The sequence below is a fragment of the Salinicoccus halodurans genome (assembly GCF_900114445.1).
Classification (GTDB): Bacteria; Bacillota; Bacilli; order Staphylococcales; family Salinicoccaceae; genus Salinicoccus; species Salinicoccus halodurans.
The window spans coordinates 334365-351992 of record NZ_FOTB01000002.1; the positions used below are offsets into that span (position 1 = coordinate 334365).

Genomic DNA, 17628 nt, shown 5'->3' on the forward strand with positions numbered 1-17628 from the left:
CGGAAGTAAGCTAGAGTTAACGGGGCTGGTGGGGTATTCATGCATATCAACAGAAGACGTTATACAAAAACGTTCAATATATTTGTTTTGCTGATCATTATAAGCCTGATTTTCATAGCTCCATCGACCTTTCTGCAGGACTTCAGTCCTGAACAGCAGAGGACGGTGGGGCTTCTTGTGCTTGCGATTTATCTTTGGACGGTTTCGCCTCTGCCTTCCGGAGCTGCAAGCATATTGCTTCTGGCAATGATGCTTATTCTCAACCTGGTGGATTCGATTGAAGGTGCGATGACAGGTTTTCTCTCCTCTGCTCTATATTTCATATTGATTTTAACGATACTCAGCAGAGTGCTTGTAAAAACCGGCGTGGATAGAGTTGTCGCTTCCCAATTGCTGAAATTGAACAGGAAGGGACCTAAAGCGATAGCGGTTGCACTGCCGCTCATGATAGCAATTCTGCCTGTACTCATGCCTTCCGCATTTGCCAGGCTGAAGATGCTGTTGCCATTTGTAGACCGGCTGAATGATGCTTTCGGTTTCTCCGACAGAAGTATTTTCAAAAAATATGCACTGTATGTTGTCGGATTGATGAATCAGAATGGCACAATGATTGTATACACAGGCGGAGGCTTCCCTGTTTTGGCAGCGCAGCTGCTGAGTGATTACAATGTTGCGGATCTCGGGTGGCTGCAATGGTTTTTGATCATTGCCCCGCCTCTCTGGATTGCTTTATTTATAGTAAATATATTTACATGGAAATACTTAAGTCATACCTACCCTTCAGAAATTTCGAAAGACGCAGAAGTTCAGAGGATCCAGACAGAAAAGAATTTCGAAACAGCGCTTGAAAAGAAGAGGTTCTGGTTTGTGATTGTGACTTTCGGCATAATGATCATGATCTGGGCCGTTACAGATAATGATGTGGTGCCCACTTTATTGCCTCCTATGCTGCTGCTGGTCATTTATTCGATTCCAAAAATCGGTTTGCTCAACAATGCGGATGTCAGAGCATTTGACTGGGAAAACTTCCTGCTTCTCGGGGCTTCATTTTCGATAGGCATCCTGTTGCATGATAACGGCACAGCTTCCGTGATTGCGGAGCAGATGCTGCAGTTTGTGCCGGACAACACCAGTATGGTTTTCAAAATCATCCTTATTGCGCTGATCACTTTTGCATTCAGAATGATTTTTATCGTTCCGTCTTCTGCAATCATCGTTATTTTCCCAGTAATTATTTCCTATGCCAATATCGCGGATATACCCGCTTTAAGCATCGCCTTCCTGGTAATCATGATAGTGGGCGGCACCAATATATTTCCCATCCATTCACCTACATCATATTTTGCATTCCAGACAGGGGTGCTCAGTAAAAGAGATCATTACGTCATCGCATCATTCTCCACCCTGGTATTCATAGTGACGGCAATCATAGCAGCTTCGTCGTATTGGATGCTGTGGCAGTGACAGGTGCATGTTAATTATTTGAAAATTTCTTCAAGTGTTTGGGAAAGCGTCTTCAATGCTTCGTATATTACTGTTATAATGGTCTGTAATTCATCTGAGGAAGAATGATTACTATGAGACGACTTTTGGATGTAAGTCTTGAAACAAAGATAAACGGCATATTGATCGGTGTAATCACTTTGATCATCGTTTCCCTGTCGGCTTTTTATCTTTATCATTCAAGCAATGAATACTATGACAATGCAAGGAGGCTGACGCTGCAGTCCGCCAAAACCATTTCTTTTCTTCCGGCATTGATTGACGGGGAAGATTTAAGTGACAATGAGAAGATCCAGACACTTACCAACCAGTACATTTTTGAAAATGATATAGACTTCGTCATTGTGAAAAACAGGGAAGGCACTATCCTGTCCCATCCTGATCCTTCAATGATTGGTGAACATGAACCGTACGATGAGGACGCCCGGGCAAACATTTTTGGCGCCTACTATACAGAAAAGACGGATAAATATATAGAACCTTCAATCATGGCTATGGCACCCATATATGCAGGCGATGAGGTCAGACAGTTGAGCGGTGTAGTTAAGGTTGGCTATTTTGAAAGTAAGATCATCGAAAAGATAATGGATAAACTGTATCAGTTATCTTTTATGATCCTGACTTTTATTATACTTAGCTTTTTCATCAGCAGATGGTTTGGGAAATACATAAAATCAGAAACACTTGGTTACGAACCTAAAGAAATTACAATGATTTTAAAAAACCGAGAAAATATTTTTTCTGCGTTGGACGAAGGGATCATGGCGACGGACCTATCAGGAAAAATTATTTACGTGAATGAAGCAGCGCAAAAATATCTTGGTATCCCTGGAACTGCCGATCTGGATGGGTGTAATATCCATGAATATTTCGGAAGTGATATTGAGAAAGTGTTGGAAAATAGTGAAGACAAACCAGGGCTCAGCTATTTTGAAACACATTTAAATGACAAAGAGATTGTTGTAATCGTCAATGATCTATATGAGAAAGAAGAACTTTCCGGACACGTACTTATATTGAGAGATATGACAGAAATGTCTGAGCTGTCCAATAAGCTCACTATCGTAGAATCACTTTTTGATGATTTAAGGGCACAGAGTCATGAGTACAAGAACAGACTGCATCTCATTTCCGGATTGCTGGAAATGGAAAAATATCATGGAATCAGGGGCGTTCTCAATGATGAGATAAACAATCTGGATTCACACCAGAATAATCTGTATGGGATAGAGGAAGACCGTATCAAAGCTCTTCTGATCGCCAAGATGAATACAGCCAATGAAAGAAGAGTGGAATTAAATATTGATGATGAAAGTCAGATGGACAGTATTTCCGATAAGGCTACAATCAATGCTCTGATCACTATTATCAGCAATCTCATTGACAATGCCATAGAAGCGGTGGCTGAAGTGAGTGAACCTGAAATCAGTTTCTATATCGGTTATTTCGATGGCTGGCTGGAAGTTGTGGTCGAGGATAACGGCAGTGGTATAAGTGATGAGGATAAAGTGTTTGAAAAAGGATATTCGACCAAGAACGGTGGAATCAACAGAGGGTATGGACTTTATAATGTTACTGTCAACGTTGAGCTTCTTGGGGGATATATAGATATCAAATCCCGAGAAGGAAAAACCGTATTCACAGTAGAAATTCCACTTTTGCAAGGAGGAGAGATGGATGATGAGAATCCTTATAGTTGAGGATGATTTCAGAATTGCCGAGATGTATAGAGAATATCTGCTGGAAAATACACCTGCTGATGAAATACTTACCGCTCTTAATGCATCTGAAAGCTTCAGGGTATTAAAAGAAAATGACATCAACCTTATGCTGGTTGATGTCTATCTTCCTGATATGCATGGTGACAAGTTGATAGAGGAAGTCTTGAAAATACATCCCTATATGAATTTCATAGTCATCACCGCCAGTCAGGAAAGTGAAAAAGTTAAAAGCATGATGCAGCTTGGTGCTTTATATTATCTGGTGAAACCGGTAAAGTTGAATAAATTAAGTGAGACAGTCAATGATTATGTGGCGCGGAACAAAGAATTGTCCGAAGTGGCTGAAATGGACCAGGAAAAGATCGACCGTTACTTCGGGCGGGGGAGTCATGTGGAAGAAACTGAACTTCCAAAAGGCATTGACTCCGTCACTTTAAAGAAGATAGAAGATGCCTTTTCCATCGGGGAGGAGTGGACTTCCTCTCAGATGGGTGATTACCTGGGGACATCGAGGACAACTGTCAGAAGGTATCTGGAATATATGAGGAAAACCGGAAAACTGGTTGTTTCACAGGACTTTGGTGACAAAGGGCGTCCTGAAAAAAAGTATAGGAAAATCACGCTGTGAACTTTATGTTTTTTAATGACATAAAGTTCTTTATATTTTTAAGTTTGGCAGCGTTTACATTAATGCTTTCTCTATATATTATAAACACAGGAATAAAATAAAAAGAATTTTTAAACTATTTTAGGGGGATGTATTTATGAAGAATAGTATGAAGTTATTCTCGATGCTCATGCTGTCCGCAATACTTGTGCTCAGTGCATGCAGCAGTGGTTCGGCAGAGTCGGATTATCCAAGTAAGAACGTCGAGCTCGTTGCACCTGCGACACCTGGCGGCGGCTGGGATGCTACTGCGCGTGCCATGCAGAATGTTATGGATAGCGAGGGACTCGTTGAACAGAACATAAACGTTGTAAATAAACCGGGAGGCGGCGGAGAAGTAGGCTGGCAGTATCTTAAAGGGCAGGACAGTCACTCACTTGCCATCAACTCAAGTCTTGTGATTGCCAATAACCTTCTGGGCCAAAGTGATCTTACATACGAAGAGTTCACTCCATTGGCGGTACTGGCGACAGAATGGATATCAGTAGCAGTTCCGGCTGAATCCGATATCGAGGATGGCATTGACATGCTTGACAGACTCAAAGAAGATCCTAAATCACTGAAAATTGCTGTTGGACCAGCACTTGGTAACAACGATCATCTGTCATTTGTCCGTGTTGCGGATGAATATGGTGTAGACGTATCACAGCTTGAATTCATGATCTACGAAAGCGGCGGCGATGTATTGACTGCGCTTCTTGGAGGGCATGTTGATGTCGCAACACTTTCCATTTCAGAATCACTTGAGCAGCATTTGAGCGGAAATCTTAACATCATAGCAACAACTGCAGATAAACCAATTCCGGAAGATGAAAGTATACAGTCATGGCAGGATCAGGGAATCGATTTCACATTCCCGCATTGGAGAGGGATCATGGGGCCGCCTGATATGACAGAGGAAGAAATTGCTTATTGGGATGAAACATTCAGTAAAATGGTCGAAACTGAAGGATGGCAAAAAGTACTTGATAACAATGGCTGGGAAGATTACTACATGAACAGCGAAGAGACAAAAGCATTCCTCGATGAACAAAATGAAATGTATGACGGCCTTATGAAAAAAGCAGGGTTGACTGAATAATTTAAATCATATACGGAAAAGTGGGTGGAGATCATCAGATTCATAGTACCTTCAATCATACTGGTAATTTCCGTAATCTATCTGATACTGACATTCAATTTGCCTGAAGCAAAAGTTGGTAATCCTACAGCAGCGATGAACTATCCGCTGCTGATAGGATTTTCACTTTTAGGATTGTCCATCCTTTATATCTTATCTGAGATTAAAGATAAGAAGAAAGTATTTGATGCATATAAGATTTTTGCTGATAAAGAGCTGACAATACAGGTAATCATTGTGCTGGTATTATGTTTGGGTTACACATTTTTATTTGAACGCATTGGATTTTTAATCTCTACAGTATTATTTTTAGGAGCTTTACTATTCTTAATAAACGGAAGACGCAAATGGTTGACGAACATCATAGTGGCAGTAGTATTTTCAACTGCATCATGGTATACATTCGCAGAACTGTTAAGCGTGAGTTTGCCATAAAGGAGGCATATCGATGGGTGTAGATTGGAATAGTTTTTTAGAAGGCTTTACAACAGCGATGAGTTTCCAGAACTTACTGTTCATCATTATCGGTGGACTGCTCGGAACCATTGTCGGTATGCTTCCGGGGCTTGGTCCGGCTACGGCAGTAGCAGTGCTTATTCCGGTTACTTTTGGTATGGATTCCACCAATGCACTAGTTCTTTTGGGTGCAATTTATTACGGGGCGATGTACGGCGGCTCCAGAAGCTCGATACTTATAAATACACCGGGTGACGGCTCGGCGATCGCAGCCACATTCGACGGCTATCCTATGACGAGAAAAGGTCAGGCAGGTCAGGCGTTGACACTGGCCACACTTGCATCATTAGTCGGTGGTACTGTTGCAATCATCGGATTTGTATTCCTGGCTAAACCATTGGCCGGTTTCGCATTGCAGTTCGGACCGGCAGAATACTTTTTCCTGCTGATATTTACACTTTCGGCTGTAGTGTCACTCTCTAAAGGAAATATGATCAAAGGGTTCGTTTCAATGGTATTGGGACTCCTGATTACAACGATTGGTATAGATTCCCAGTCAGGTGTATACCGTTATACATTTGATATACCTCATCTGAGTGAAGGTATAGATTTTCTTGTTGTCATTATCGGTATTTATGCCGTAGGCGAAGTGCTCTATAATATTCTGTTGATAAAAGATGAAGATCAGCGGATAAAAGGCCCCGTCGGTAAGAGTTGGATTACAAAAGAACAATGGAGCCGTTCATTCTGGCCAGTCATCCGCCAGGCGCCGGTTGGATTTCTGATTGGAATTTTACCGGGAGCAGGCGGTTCAATCGCGTCCATGATCAGTTATTCAACAGAACAGCAGATTTCCAAGCGCAGCGACGAGTTTGGGAAAGGCGCGCCGGAAGGACTTGCAGCACCGGAGTCATCCAATAACGCAGCCGCGGTCGGTGCATTCATACCGTTGCTTACGATGGGAATACCGGGCTCAGGTACAACTGCAGTAATCCTCGGTGCACTCATCATGCTTGGACTTCAGCCTGGTCCGATGCTTTTCCAAAACCAGCCTGAAGTTGCGTGGACATTCATCAACAGTCTGTTCATCGGTAACATCGCGCTCGTTATTATGAACATACTTTTAATTGGGTTTTTAATCAAAATCCTAAAGACGCCGCCTCATATTCTTTATCCGATTATATTGGTGCTGGCATTCATCGGGACATATACACTTGGATACAGTATCATCGACTTCTTCATACTGATGATTTTCGGTGTTATCGGTCTCTTCATGAAAATATTGAACATTCCTACTGCGCCGCTTATCCTGGCGGTTATCATCGGAAATCAGATGGAGCAGAACTTCAGGATGGCGAGTATCAGTTATGACAGTATCTGGGGAATGGTTACTGCATCACCTATAGCTATACTTTTCGCGGCATTGACAGTACTTTCTGTGTTCCTGCCGGCATTATTCAACCGTCTTTCCAGAGTAAAGTAGAAGATAAGGAATGATAATTGATGACTTGGATTATAGAAAATGCTAAAAGCCAGCAGCAGCTGGCTTCAGAATTTATGGAGAACGTAAAAAAGAAGAATGCACTACCAGTAGTTGGAGCTCATGATGGCATGAGCTCCCTTTTAGCAAGAAAAAGCGGTTTTAAGCATATTTATCTGTCCGGCGGCGCATTATCCGCAAGCAAGGGAATACCGGATATCGGGCTTTTGACACTGGAAGACGTTGCAGGCCGTGCACGTGAAATCATCCGTGCTTCTAATCTTCCGTTGCTGGTCGATATCGATAATGGGTTCGGGGAACCGTTGAATGTCGCAAGGACATGTCTTGAAATGGTCGAAGCGAAGGTGGCTGCCGTACAGATTGAAGATCAGCAGATTCCCAAAAAATGCGGGCATTTAAATGGGAAGAGGTTGATTCCTGAACCGGAGATGGTCAAAAAGATCCAGATGATCAGAAAGGTGGCGCCGACTTTGAAAATTGTCGCACGGTCTGATGCCTATGCCTTGGAAGGAATGGAAGACATGATCAGCCGGCTGAAGGCCTATATAGAAGCAGGCGCAGACATTGTATTTCCCGAAGCGATGAAGACTGAGGAAGATTTCCGCCATGTAAGGAAAGAAATAGATATACCTGTACTTGCAAATATGACTGAATTCGGCAAGACGGATTATATTGATATGGCGACATTTTCTGAGATAGGGATCAATCTGGTGATTTTCCCTGTAACTTCACTCAGGGCGGCTGCATATAACGTGGAAGAGGTATATAAAGTGATCCATGAAGCGGGAACCCAGAAGCCTGTGCTTGATAAACTGCAGACCCGCAAAGAATTGTATGAAATTCTGAGGCTGCATGAGTACGAAGATATGGACTCCAAAATCGATCGTACAGTACTGCCGGATGAACAGGAGGAGAACAGATGAAGTATGATGATGTGATTGAAGAGATCTCCGGGTATGTTACCGAAGATAGAACTTTCAGCGAGGATACTTTGGATATTGCACTCCTGATTTTAAAAGACAGTATGGGGTGCATGATCAAATCACTGGATAATCCGCAGTGCCAGAAGATGCTCGGTCCAGCAGAGGAGGGGGATTATAGAAAAAATGGTATACCTGTTCCCGGAATTAGCCGTCCACTCGGTCTTCTGGATGCAAGCTGGAATCTCGGTCTGCTGGTGAGGTGGCTGGATTATAACGACTGCTTTCTTGCTGAAGAATGGGGACATCCGTCTGATAACCTTGGAGGTATCCTTGCCGCCGCGTATTCCGTGTCCTCAAGAGGGAAGAAGCTGACGGTAAGTGACGTGCTCACCACCATGGTCAAAGCCCATGAAATACAGGGGGTTCTGTCTCTGACCAACAGTCTGAACCGCGTTGGATATGATCATGTGTTTTTTGTAAAACTCGCCACTGCCGGAGTGACATCAAAGCTGCTTGGCGGAGACGAAGAAAAAGTCCAAAATACTGTAAGTAATGTCTTCGCAGATGGAGCGGCACTCCGTACATACAGACATGCGCCCAATGTCACAACAAGAAAATCCTGGGCAGCAGGCGATGCAAGCATGAGAGGGGTGCGCCTGGCACTGCTCACCGATAAACTTAGCGAGGGATATCCCAACATACTCAGCGAAGCTGACTGGGGATTCAATAAGAATATCATGAATGGTGCTGATATCACTCTTTCAAAAAAGCTGGATAATTATGTGGTGAACAACATTTTATTCAAAGCGGATTTCCCTGCAGAATTTCATGCGCAGACCGGTGCTGAAGCTGCGATGGAACTGAATAGGAAGTATCATGGGAAACTCTCTGCCGTAGAAGAAATAAAAGTTTCCACACACGAATCGGCGATCAGGATCATAGCGGGCAAGGAAGAATTAAAGAACCCTTCTGACAGAGACCATTCGCTGGAATACATCATTGCTGTCAGCCTTCTCAATGGTGATTTAAAGACGGAGTATTATGCGGATGAATATCATGAGAACCATCCGGAAATCAATCGCCTGATAAGCAAAATGACTGTCGAAGAGAACGAACAGTATTCGAAAGACTATCTGGATCCGGCAAAAAGATCAGTTTCAAATGCAGTCCGGCTGGTTTTTGAAGATGGAACGGAATCCGAAGAAATGGAAGTGGAGTATCCCATCGGCCATAAATTCAGGCGTGATGAAGTCAGACCGGTCATTGACCGGAAATTTGTGAGCAATTTGAACAGCCGTTTCGATAAGGAAAAGATTGGGAGCATTGAAAATATGTTTGATGATAAGCGTTCCCTGATGAATATGGATATATGTGATTTTATGTATGAATTCCAAGGATAACGGGAAGAGTATTCCAAACATGCAGCTATAGGAGGAATACTGTGAGCGGAGAAATACCTAAAGATGAAGGGCTTGATAAGACGCTTAGTGTGCTGAAAGAGGGATATGAATTCATCCTCAACAGGAAAGAAGATCTGAACACGGATGTTTTTGAAACACGTATCCTGGGTGAGAAGACAATCTGTTTAACAGGCAGTGAAGGTGCAGAGCTATTCTATGATAATGACAGGTTCAGAAGAAGTGATGCAGCGCCCCGCAGAGTGGAGAAGACGCTTTTTGGTGAAGGCGGCGTGCAGGGTTTGGATGGTGCGGAGCATCATCATAGAAAAGCGATGTTCATGACTCTGATGGATGACGATTCCATGATGGAAATCGACCGGCTGATGAGAAAATACTGGCGGAGGTATTTTGAAGCGGCCGGCAGCCTGGAGACTATCGAATTGTATGAGGCGGCGAAGATAGTGATTCTCCGGACTGCCTGTGAGTGGACCGGTGTCCCTCTTCGGGAAGAGGAAATAGAAGAGCGTGCACGTCAGATCTCTGATCTTTTCGAATCTCCTGCGGCACTTGGTGTCCAGCATTGGAAGGGGAGGATTTCCCGCTCCAAAGCCAATGAGTGGATGGAAGAAGTCATAGAGGATGTCAGGAAAGAGAAGATATCGGTTGATGAAGACCGGGCTGTCTTTGCATTTTCCCGGGCACGTGATGAAAAAGGGGAACTTTTGGATAAGAAAACTGCGGCAGTGGAGATGCTGAATCTGATCCGGCCGATGACGGCTGTCAGTGTATGGGTGGCGATGATCGGACTGGCGATGCACGAGTTCCCCCGCGAAAAGGAAAAACTGAAACGGACAGAGCATTATAAAATTGAGTGGTTCATCCAGGAAGTCAGAAGATACTATCCATTCTTTCCATTCGCTGTTGCCAGAACGGATGCTGATTTTAAATGGAAAGGATATGAATTCAAAGAGGGGACACTTACTCTTCTCGATTTATACGGGACCAACCGGCATCCTGCTGACTGGATACGGCCTGAGGAATTTATGCCGGAACGCTTCCGGGGCTGGCAGCAGACACCGTTCAATTTCATTCCGCAGGGCGGGGGGAGTTATGATTTCGGCCACCGCTGTGCAGGAGAATTCATCACTATCGTCATGATGAAAGCCACGGTGGACTTTCTGGTCAATGAAATGGATTATGATGTGCCGGAACAGGATTTCGGTTTTGAGTTCAATGATATCCCTGCTGTTCCAAATGATAAAGTGAAAATAAACAATTACAGATTCCAATGAATTTTTACCGCCGGCTTAAGCCGGCGGTGATTTTTTATGGAATAAATATGTTGACTTATATACCCCTTGGGGGTATGATGAAATTAAGGAAAGAGAAGGACGTGAGAATATGGGAGAACATCTCCATGACTATACATTGACGCCGAGAACAGATGAAGAAAAACAAAAAGTGATGAGGCGGCTCAAAAGGATTGAAGGCCAGGTGCGCGGTATCCAGAAGATGATCGAAGAAGACCGCTATTGTGTGGATATACTCGTGCAGATCAGCGCCATACAGTCCGCACTTAAAAATGTCGGCTATTCAGTCACTGAGCGCCATATGAAGCATTGTGTGAGTGATGCCATCGCCAAGGGTGAGGGTGATGATTCCATCGAAGAGCTCATGGCAGTATTAAAACAATTCTCTAAATAAAGGAGGGAATAATTAGTGGGCAATGATAAAAATGTGAAACTTAATGTTACCGGCATGACATGCGCGGCATGTTCGACGCGCATTGAGAAAGTGTTGAACAAAATGGATGATGTCGATGCGAAGGTCAACCTGGCGACAGAAAAAGCGACCGTTGACTATAACAGCAGCAATGTCGGACTGGATGATATTACCCGGAAAATTGAGAAGCTCGGATACGGTGTGGAGCTGGATAAGACAGAGTTCGACATCACCGGCATGACGTGTGCGGCATGCTCGACGCGTATTGAGAAGGTATTGAATAAACAGGAGGGTGTCAGCAGCGCGACAGTCAATCTGGCGACGGAAAATGCCGTCATAGAGTACAACTCAAATACATTGACCGAACAGGACCTGATCGGGCGTATTGAAAAGCTCGGTTACGGTGCACAGCCCAAACAGGATGCAGCAGAGAAGGAAACAGCCAAGGATAAGCAGCTCAAAACACTGAAAATGAAGCTGATCGCATCCATTGTCCTCTCCATTCCATTATTGATTACAATGCTCGATCATCTGTTTGGCATATCACTGCCGGGCATACTGATGAACCCATGGTTCCAGCTTGCTCTGGCAACGCCGGTACAGTTCATCATCGGTTGGCAGTTTTATGAAGGAGCATTTAAAAATCTGAAGAATAAAACTGCGAATATGGATGTACTAGTCGCGATGGGAACAAGTGCAGCATACTTCTACAGTCTGTATGAAACATTCAGATGGATAGGGGGTGCAACAGAACATCCGCACTTATATTTTGAAACCAGTGCGCTGATCATTACTTTGATTCTGTTCGGTAAATACCTTGAGCATCGTGCGAAATCGAGGACCACTTCAGCAATTTCCAAATTGCTGGACATGCAGGCGAAACAGGCGCGTGTCATCAGAGAAGGAAAGGAAATGATGATTCCTGTTGAAGAAGTTGCGGTCGGAGACCGCATCATCGTCAAGCCGGGAGAAAAGATGCCGGTTGACGGTGAAATCATCAAAGGGAACACTTCCATTGATGAATCCATGATCACCGGAGAATCGATTCCGGTCGAGAAAGGGACCGGCAGCAATGTAATCGGAGCAACAATCAACCAGAATGGGACGGTTGAAGTGGAAGTGACGCGTGTAGGTAAGGATACTGCACTTGCTTCCATCGTCAGGATTGTTGAAGATGCCCAGGGACAGAAAGCGCCGATTCAGAGGATGGCGGATCTGATTTCAGGATACTTTGTACCGATTGTCATTGGTATCGCCCTGCTTACATTTGCTGTATGGTATTTCATAGTGCAGCCGGGCAATCTTGAACCGGCTCTGGTGGCATCCATTGCAGTACTTGTAATCGCATGTCCATGTGCACTTGGTCTCGCAACACCGACATCTATCATGGTCGGTACAGGTAAAGGGGCGGAAAACGGAATTTTATTCAAAGGCGGGGAACACCTGGAGAAGACTCACGAACTGGATGTCATCATTTTGGACAAAACAGGCACTATCACTAAAGGGAAACCGGAAGTGACCAACTTTACAGGTGATGCCGAGGCACTCAGATTGCTGGCCAGCGCGGAAAAAGGTTCCGAACATCCGCTTGCCGAAGCGATTGTTGCATATGCTGCGGAAAACGACGTGGATGTTGTTGAAGTAGATGATTTCAAAGCTATACCGGGACACGGTATAGAGGCCAATGTGCGGAACCGTGAAGTACTCGTCGGGACAAGAAAACTCATGAAGGACAAGGGCATTGAAATTACAGATGCTGTTCAAAGTGAACTGGAACAGTATGAGCATGAAGGCAAGACGGCGATGATCATTGCAGCAGACGGTGTTGTGAGCGGTATTGTAGCAGTTCTTGACACAGTAAAAGAAAGCGCAAAAGAAGCAATTGCCGAATTGAAAGCCCAGGGACTTGAAGTCTATATGCTGACAGGCGACAATAGAACTACTGCTGAAGCGATTGCCCGGGAAGTGGACATCGATCATGTCATCGCGGAAGTCCTTCCTGAAGAAAAAGCAGCGAAAGTGAAAGAGATCCAGGATACGGGTAAAATAACAGCTATGGTCGGTGATGGTGTCAATGATGCACCGGCGCTCGCAACAGCGGATATCGGTATCGCAATCGGCACGGGGGCAGAAGTGGCCATTGAGGCAGCTGACATCACGATTCTCGGCGGAGAGCTCAAACTGATTCCGCAGGCGATCAATCTGAGCCATAAGACGATACGCAATATTAAGCAGAATCTGTTCTGGGCGTTCGCCTACAATTCTGCAGGCATTCCGATTGCTGCCCTTGGATTTTTGGCACCATGGGTGGCCGGTGCTGCAATGGCATTCAGTTCAGTCAGCGTTGTGACGAATGCTTTACGCTTAAAACGGGCAAAAATTCAGTGATATAGACCAATAAATTTACAGGAGGAGATTTTTTATGGCACAAAAAACAATTGAAGTACAGGGTATGACATGCGGACACTGCAAAAGTTCGGTTGAAGGTGCACTTTCGGCACTCGATGGTGTGAACGAAGCAAACGTTGATCTGGAAGCCAACAATGTAGCGGTGGAATACGACGAATCAAAAGTGGACGCTTCGTCTATGGCGGAAGCAATCGAAGATCAGGGATATGATGTAGTAAAATAATTTTCAGCCAGGCCGTCACCGGTATGCATCCGGTGACGGTTTATTTATTTCAGGGTAAACATCGACCTCGTAAAATGTTAAAATTGAACATATCAATCGATTTTCCGGTCAATTGGAAAAATTGGCCCTTTTATATTTGGACAGGATTATGAGGAGGAGACAAATTGATCATAGCGATCATAATTTTATTTTTCACTTCTTTCTTCTTTTCGGGAAGTGAAACGGCCCTGACTGCCGTCAATACGATGAAGCTTCGCACAAAGGCGGAGAACGGTGATATCCGTGCTAAAAAATTACTTGACCTTGCTTCAAAACCGGGCGAGTTCATAACGACGATTCTAATCGGCAATAATATAGCGAACATTCTGCTGCCGACATTAGTGACTGCAATGGCAATTGATTACGGAATCAGTGTTGCGGTTGCTTCCGCTGCACTGACGATATCTATCATTGTGGTGGCTGAAGTGATACCGAAGTCTGTGGCTGCTGCATTTCCTGAACGTATAGCGCTCCTGGTGCGTCCGGCGATTTCATTTTTTGTAGTGATTTTCAAGCCGGTTACAATCGTATTGAACTGGCTGACTGATACACTTACAAGAATACTGTCAAAAGGAGAGGTGGAAAAAGCATCGGTATCCAAGGAAGAATTACGGACTATAGTGGAGATTGCGGATTCAGAAGGCATATTCGCGAAACATGAATCCTACAGGATACGCGGTGTATTGGATTTCCGGGATTTGAACGTGAAGGATGTTCTGACCACACCACGAACGGAAATGGAAGCTATCTCGAAAGACACCGGTTATGAAGAAGTCCGTGACCTGGTCATTGATCAGATGTATACCCGTTATCCGGTATATGACAGGGATATGGATGACATAATCGGAGTATTCCATTCGAAGTACCTGCTGCAGTGGTCTGTCAATCCGGAAAAGCCCCTGATGGCATACAGCGATGACGATCCGATTATCATCCATGAGTTCCAGTCTGTGGAATACGTCCTCAGAAAAATGACGAAGGAACGCCGCCATATGGCCATAGTCATAGATGAATTCGGTGGAACGGAAGGAATTCTGACGCACGAGGATATCATAGAGGCGATGCTCGGATTCGAGATAGAAGATGAAACGGACCTGAGGAATGATCCGCTGGTTGAATCCATGACAGAAGTGGAGATTGTCTGTGATGGGAAAATTACGCTCCACCGGCTGAATTCGATCTTCCGTTCTGACATTCCGGAAGAAGAGGATACATTGTCGGGATACTTGTTCAAGGAATTCAATGATTTCCCTGAAAATGGTGACACTCTGGAGGAGGAAGGTCTGCTGTTCGAAGTGATTGAAATGGAAGACCAGATGATCCGTAAAGTTTATATCAAAAAAACAGATGGGGATCCAGAACACAAGTAAATTTGGAACCAAAGAGGCGCCCGGCCGGTCATCCTGAGGAGATGACCGGCCGGGCGCTTTTATAATCCATCATTCTTTCATCCTGAGTAATCTCATGCCGTTCAGTGCCACGACAAGTGTTGCCCCTATGTCTGAGAGTATCGCAATCCAAAGGGTAAGCCAGCCCGGAATGACTAGCAGGAGCGCGATCAGTTTTATAACCAGTGAGAATGTGATATTCGCCTTGATGATTCTTAAAGCCCGTTTGCTTAAGCTCACTGTAAAAGGCAGTTGGCTGATATCATTTCCCATGAGTGCAACGTCAGCGGTTTCCAGCGCTGTGTCTGTGCCTTTACCCATGGCGATGCCGATATCTGCAGCTGCAAGGGCCGGTGCATCATTTATACCATCTCCGACCATTGCTACTTTATGAAGAGACTTCATTTCTTTAACTGCATTGAGTTTATCTTCCGGCATAAGTTCCGCATATACTTTATCGATGCCGAGCGTTTTCGCGATTGACCCTGCTGTCTGTGTGTTGTCTCCGGTCAGCATCACAGTACGCGTTCCCATCTTATGCAGTTTTTCGACGGCAGCCTTGCTGGAGGATCTGAGCTGGTCTGTGACTGCGAATAAGCCGATTACTTTGTCGTTCTCTTTGACGACCATGACAGTTTTACCATCCGCCTGATAGCCTGATGCATCTTCAAAGTTTCCAGGCTTTCCGATACTGTATATTTTCCCTTCAATGATGCCGGTAATGCCTGTACCTGTCTCTGCATTGAATTTTTGTATATGGACGTCTGTATCATCAATACCCTCAGAAGCTGCATATTCGATTATGGAAGAAGCCAGCGGGTGTTCGGATTTTGCTTCCATTGCTGAAGCAATTGCCAGCACCGACTCACGGCTTCTACCATCATATGTTACAAAATCTGTGACATGGGGACGGCCTTCAGTCAGTGTGCCTGTTTTATCAAATGCAATCGTTTTGCTGTGACCGATCTTCTCAAGGTAGATGCCGCCTTTGATGAGGACGCCCTTTTTGGCAGCATTCCCGATTGCTGAAACGATGGCGATCGGTGTGGAAATGACGAGTGCACAGGGACAGCCTACAACAAGTACTGCCAGTCCCTGATAGACCCAGGAAGACCAGGCGGCACCAAAGAATACAGGTGGTACGATTGCCACGAGCAGGGCGGCAATCATGATGGCCGGTGTGTAGTATTTGGCAAACTGATCAACGAAATGCTGGGCAGGGGCACGTTCACCCTGGGCTTCTTCCACGAGTTGGATGATTTTGGCAAGTGTCGTATCTTCATTATGTTTGGTGACCTCGACTTCCAGATACCCCGATTCATTCAAAGTCCCTGCGAACACGTCGTCGCCTTCCAGTTTTTCAACAGGCAGGGATTCACCTGTAATTGCCGCCTGGTTGATGCTTGTTGAACCGTATCTGATGATACCGTCCATGGAGAGTTTATCCCCGGGTCTGATGACTATGATATCGCCGATGTCAACTTCTTCAACAGGGATTTCTTTTATTCCGCCGGATGTTTTGACGGCTGCTGTACGGGGGACAATTTCCATCAGTGACTGGATGGATGCCCTGGCCTTTTCCATTGAATACCTCTCAAGGGATTCACTTACAGCGAATAAAACGACGACAACCGCAGCTTCGGGCCATTCGCCGATCAGTGCAGCGCCAATTACGGCGATGGTCATCAGCGTTTTCATATCAAAACGGAGCTTCGAGAGATTGTTGATACCTGTCCAGAACATCCGGTAACCGCCGATCACGATGGAAATCAGAAAGACCCCTGTCGTCATCGAGGTTTGCCCGCCGCTTCCAATTACCAGAATGAAACCGAGCAGCATGAACAGAGCGGAAGCCAGTACCTCCCCGTGCTTTTTAAGGAAGGACTGCTCTTTTATTTTAGGCTGATTTTTATCGATGACTTTAAGTTTTTCAAAAGCGCCGGCTTTCTCTATCTCCTGGACGGTGGCGTCACCGGTGATCGTGATTTTGGATGCCCCAAAGTTGACCTCGGCGTCTTCCACACTCCTTATATCCTTAACGTTTTTCTCGAATGTTTTGGCACAGTTCGCACAGGAGAACCCATCAATGTGATATGTTTTCTGCTCATTTGACATTCCCGTTCAGCTCCTCCTGATGGATGAAAGCCATGTCCACAATCTGTTTAATATGGTCATCATCCAAAGAATAGTAAACCATTTTCCCCATTTTTCTGGATTTTGTGACACCCTGCCTGCTGAGGCTTCTTAGATGATGGGAAGCAGAAGCAGTGCTCACCTCCATTATATTTGCAAGGTCACATACACAGAGCTCGTCTTCTATACTCAGGGCACGGACGATCCGGGCACGGTTCGCATCGCCGAGCGCCTTGAAAATCGCGGCAACTTTAACGACAGCTTCGGTGTCTATAAATTCCTTTGCATGATTCACTTTTTCTGCATCCACACTTTCCACTTCACAAACATGATTGGCCTCTGTCATTCATTACACCTCATTCAAATATTCATTTGAATGTATTGTATAATAAAACAGCCTGATAATCAAACAGACGTTTGAAT

General features: G+C 44.8%; 15 protein-coding genes. 13 read left to right on the top strand and 2 right to left on the bottom strand.

Going from position 1 to position 17628, the window contains the following annotated elements; all coding sequences use genetic code 11:
* Positions 1–39: 39 nt before the first annotated feature.
* From BM271_RS05935 to BM271_RS05995, 13 genes are all read left to right on the top strand, one after another.
* Complete coding sequence (locus tag BM271_RS05935) at positions 40–1464, top strand: SLC13 family permease (RefSeq protein ID WP_046791052.1); 1425 nt, start codon at positions 40–42, stop codon at positions 1462–1464.
* Positions 1465–1577: 113 nt separating this feature from the next.
* The gene (locus BM271_RS05940; RefSeq protein ID WP_046791051.1) at positions 1578–3203 is read left to right on the top strand and encodes an ATP-binding protein; all 1626 of its coding nucleotides are present in this window, start codon (positions 1578–1580) and stop codon (positions 3201–3203) included.
* The gene (locus BM271_RS05945; RefSeq protein WP_234960460.1) at positions 3181–3852 is read left to right on the top strand and encodes a response regulator; all 672 of its coding nucleotides are present in this window, start codon (positions 3181–3183) and stop codon (positions 3850–3852) included. The genes BM271_RS05940 and BM271_RS05945 overlap by 23 nt, the downstream gene beginning before the upstream one ends.
* A gap of 136 nt (positions 3853–3988) precedes the next feature.
* The gene (locus BM271_RS05950; RefSeq protein ID WP_200795321.1) at positions 3989–4972 is read left to right on the top strand and encodes a Bug family tripartite tricarboxylate transporter substrate binding protein; all 984 of its coding nucleotides are present in this window, start codon (positions 3989–3991) and stop codon (positions 4970–4972) included.
* Between the two features lie 24 nt (positions 4973–4996).
* The gene (locus BM271_RS05955; RefSeq protein WP_052749906.1) at positions 4997–5446 is read left to right on the top strand and encodes a tripartite tricarboxylate transporter TctB family protein; all 450 of its coding nucleotides are present in this window, start codon (positions 4997–4999) and stop codon (positions 5444–5446) included.
* 13 nt (positions 5447–5459) lie between these two features.
* Positions 5460–6950: a tripartite tricarboxylate transporter permease gene (locus BM271_RS05960; RefSeq protein WP_046791050.1), complete on the top strand. Its 1491-nt coding sequence runs from the start codon at positions 5460–5462 to the stop codon at positions 6948–6950.
* A 20-nt stretch (positions 6951–6970) separates the two neighbouring features.
* On the top strand, positions 6971–7891 hold the full coding sequence (gene prpB, locus BM271_RS05965; protein ID WP_046791049.1) for a methylisocitrate lyase: 921 nt from the start codon (positions 6971–6973) through the stop codon (positions 7889–7891).
* Positions 7888–9291 (top strand): bifunctional 2-methylcitrate dehydratase/aconitate hydratase, encoded by a 1404-nt coding sequence (locus BM271_RS05970; protein WP_046791048.1) that lies wholly within the window; start codon positions 7888–7890, stop codon positions 9289–9291. The genes prpB and BM271_RS05970 overlap by 4 nt, the downstream gene beginning before the upstream one ends.
* A 41-nt stretch (positions 9292–9332) precedes the next feature.
* A complete protein-coding gene (locus BM271_RS05975; protein WP_046791047.1) occupies positions 9333–10583 on the top strand; it encodes a cytochrome P450 in 1251 nt (416 codons plus the stop codon).
* A 109-nt stretch (positions 10584–10692) separates the two neighbouring features.
* A complete protein-coding gene (locus tag BM271_RS05980) occupies positions 10693–10995 on the top strand; it encodes a metal-sensing transcriptional repressor (RefSeq protein WP_046791046.1) in 303 nt (100 codons plus the stop codon).
* Positions 10996–11010: 15 nt separating this feature from the next.
* Positions 11011–13401, top strand: a complete 2391-nt coding sequence (locus BM271_RS05985; protein ID WP_074924545.1) for a heavy metal translocating P-type ATPase — start codon at positions 11011–11013, stop codon at positions 13399–13401.
* A 34-nt stretch (positions 13402–13435) separates the two neighbouring features.
* Positions 13436–13645 (top strand): copper chaperone CopZ, encoded by a 210-nt coding sequence (gene copZ, locus BM271_RS05990; RefSeq protein ID WP_046791045.1) that lies wholly within the window; start codon positions 13436–13438, stop codon positions 13643–13645.
* A 164-nt stretch (positions 13646–13809) separates the two neighbouring features.
* Positions 13810–15054 carry a hemolysin family protein gene (locus BM271_RS05995; protein WP_046791044.1) on the top strand — a complete coding sequence of 415 codons (1245 nt, stop codon included), beginning with the start codon at positions 13810–13812 and terminating at the stop codon, positions 15052–15054.
* 69 nt (positions 15055–15123) lie between these two features.
* Here the strand turns inward: BM271_RS05995 and BM271_RS06000 are convergent, their stop codons facing one another.
* Together BM271_RS06000 and BM271_RS06005 are read right to left on the bottom strand one after the other, a co-directional pair.
* Positions 15124–17187, bottom strand: a complete 2064-nt coding sequence (locus tag BM271_RS06000) for a heavy metal translocating P-type ATPase (protein ID WP_046791043.1) — start codon at positions 17185–17187, stop codon at positions 15124–15126.
* Positions 17177–17551 (bottom strand): ArsR/SmtB family transcription factor, encoded by a 375-nt coding sequence (locus BM271_RS06005; RefSeq protein ID WP_046791042.1) that lies wholly within the window; start codon positions 17549–17551, stop codon positions 17177–17179. The genes BM271_RS06000 and BM271_RS06005 overlap by 11 nt, the downstream gene beginning before the upstream one ends.
* Positions 17552–17628 lie beyond the last annotated feature (77 nt).

Bases quoted from the DNA above. Each gene is read 5' to 3' on its own strand.
- copZ (WP_046791045.1), top strand. From the start codon at position 13,436: ATGGCACAAAAAACAATTGAAGTACAGGGTATGACATGCGGACACTGC.
- BM271_RS06000 (WP_046791043.1), bottom strand. From the start codon at position 17,187: ATGTCAAATGAGCAGAAAACATATCACATTGATGGGTTCTCCTGTGCG.
- BM271_RS05950 (WP_200795321.1), top strand. From the start codon at position 3,989: ATGAAGAATAGTATGAAGTTATTCTCGATGCTCATGCTGTCCGCAATA.
- BM271_RS05935 (WP_046791052.1), top strand. From the start codon at position 40: ATGCATATCAACAGAAGACGTTATACAAAAACGTTCAATATATTTGTT.
- BM271_RS05945 (WP_234960460.1), top strand. From the start codon at position 3,181: ATGATGAGAATCCTTATAGTTGAGGATGATTTCAGAATTGCCGAGATG.
- prpB (WP_046791049.1), top strand. From the start codon at position 6,971: ATGACTTGGATTATAGAAAATGCTAAAAGCCAGCAGCAGCTGGCTTCA.
- BM271_RS05970 (WP_046791048.1), top strand. From the start codon at position 7,888: ATGAAGTATGATGATGTGATTGAAGAGATCTCCGGGTATGTTACCGAA.
- BM271_RS05980 (WP_046791046.1), top strand. From the start codon at position 10,693: ATGGGAGAACATCTCCATGACTATACATTGACGCCGAGAACAGATGAA.
- BM271_RS05960 (WP_046791050.1), top strand. From the start codon at position 5,460: ATGGGTGTAGATTGGAATAGTTTTTTAGAAGGCTTTACAACAGCGATG.
- BM271_RS05940 (WP_046791051.1), top strand. From the start codon at position 1,578: ATGAGACGACTTTTGGATGTAAGTCTTGAAACAAAGATAAACGGCATA.
- BM271_RS06005 (WP_046791042.1), bottom strand. From the start codon at position 17,551: ATGACAGAGGCCAATCATGTTTGTGAAGTGGAAAGTGTGGATGCAGAA.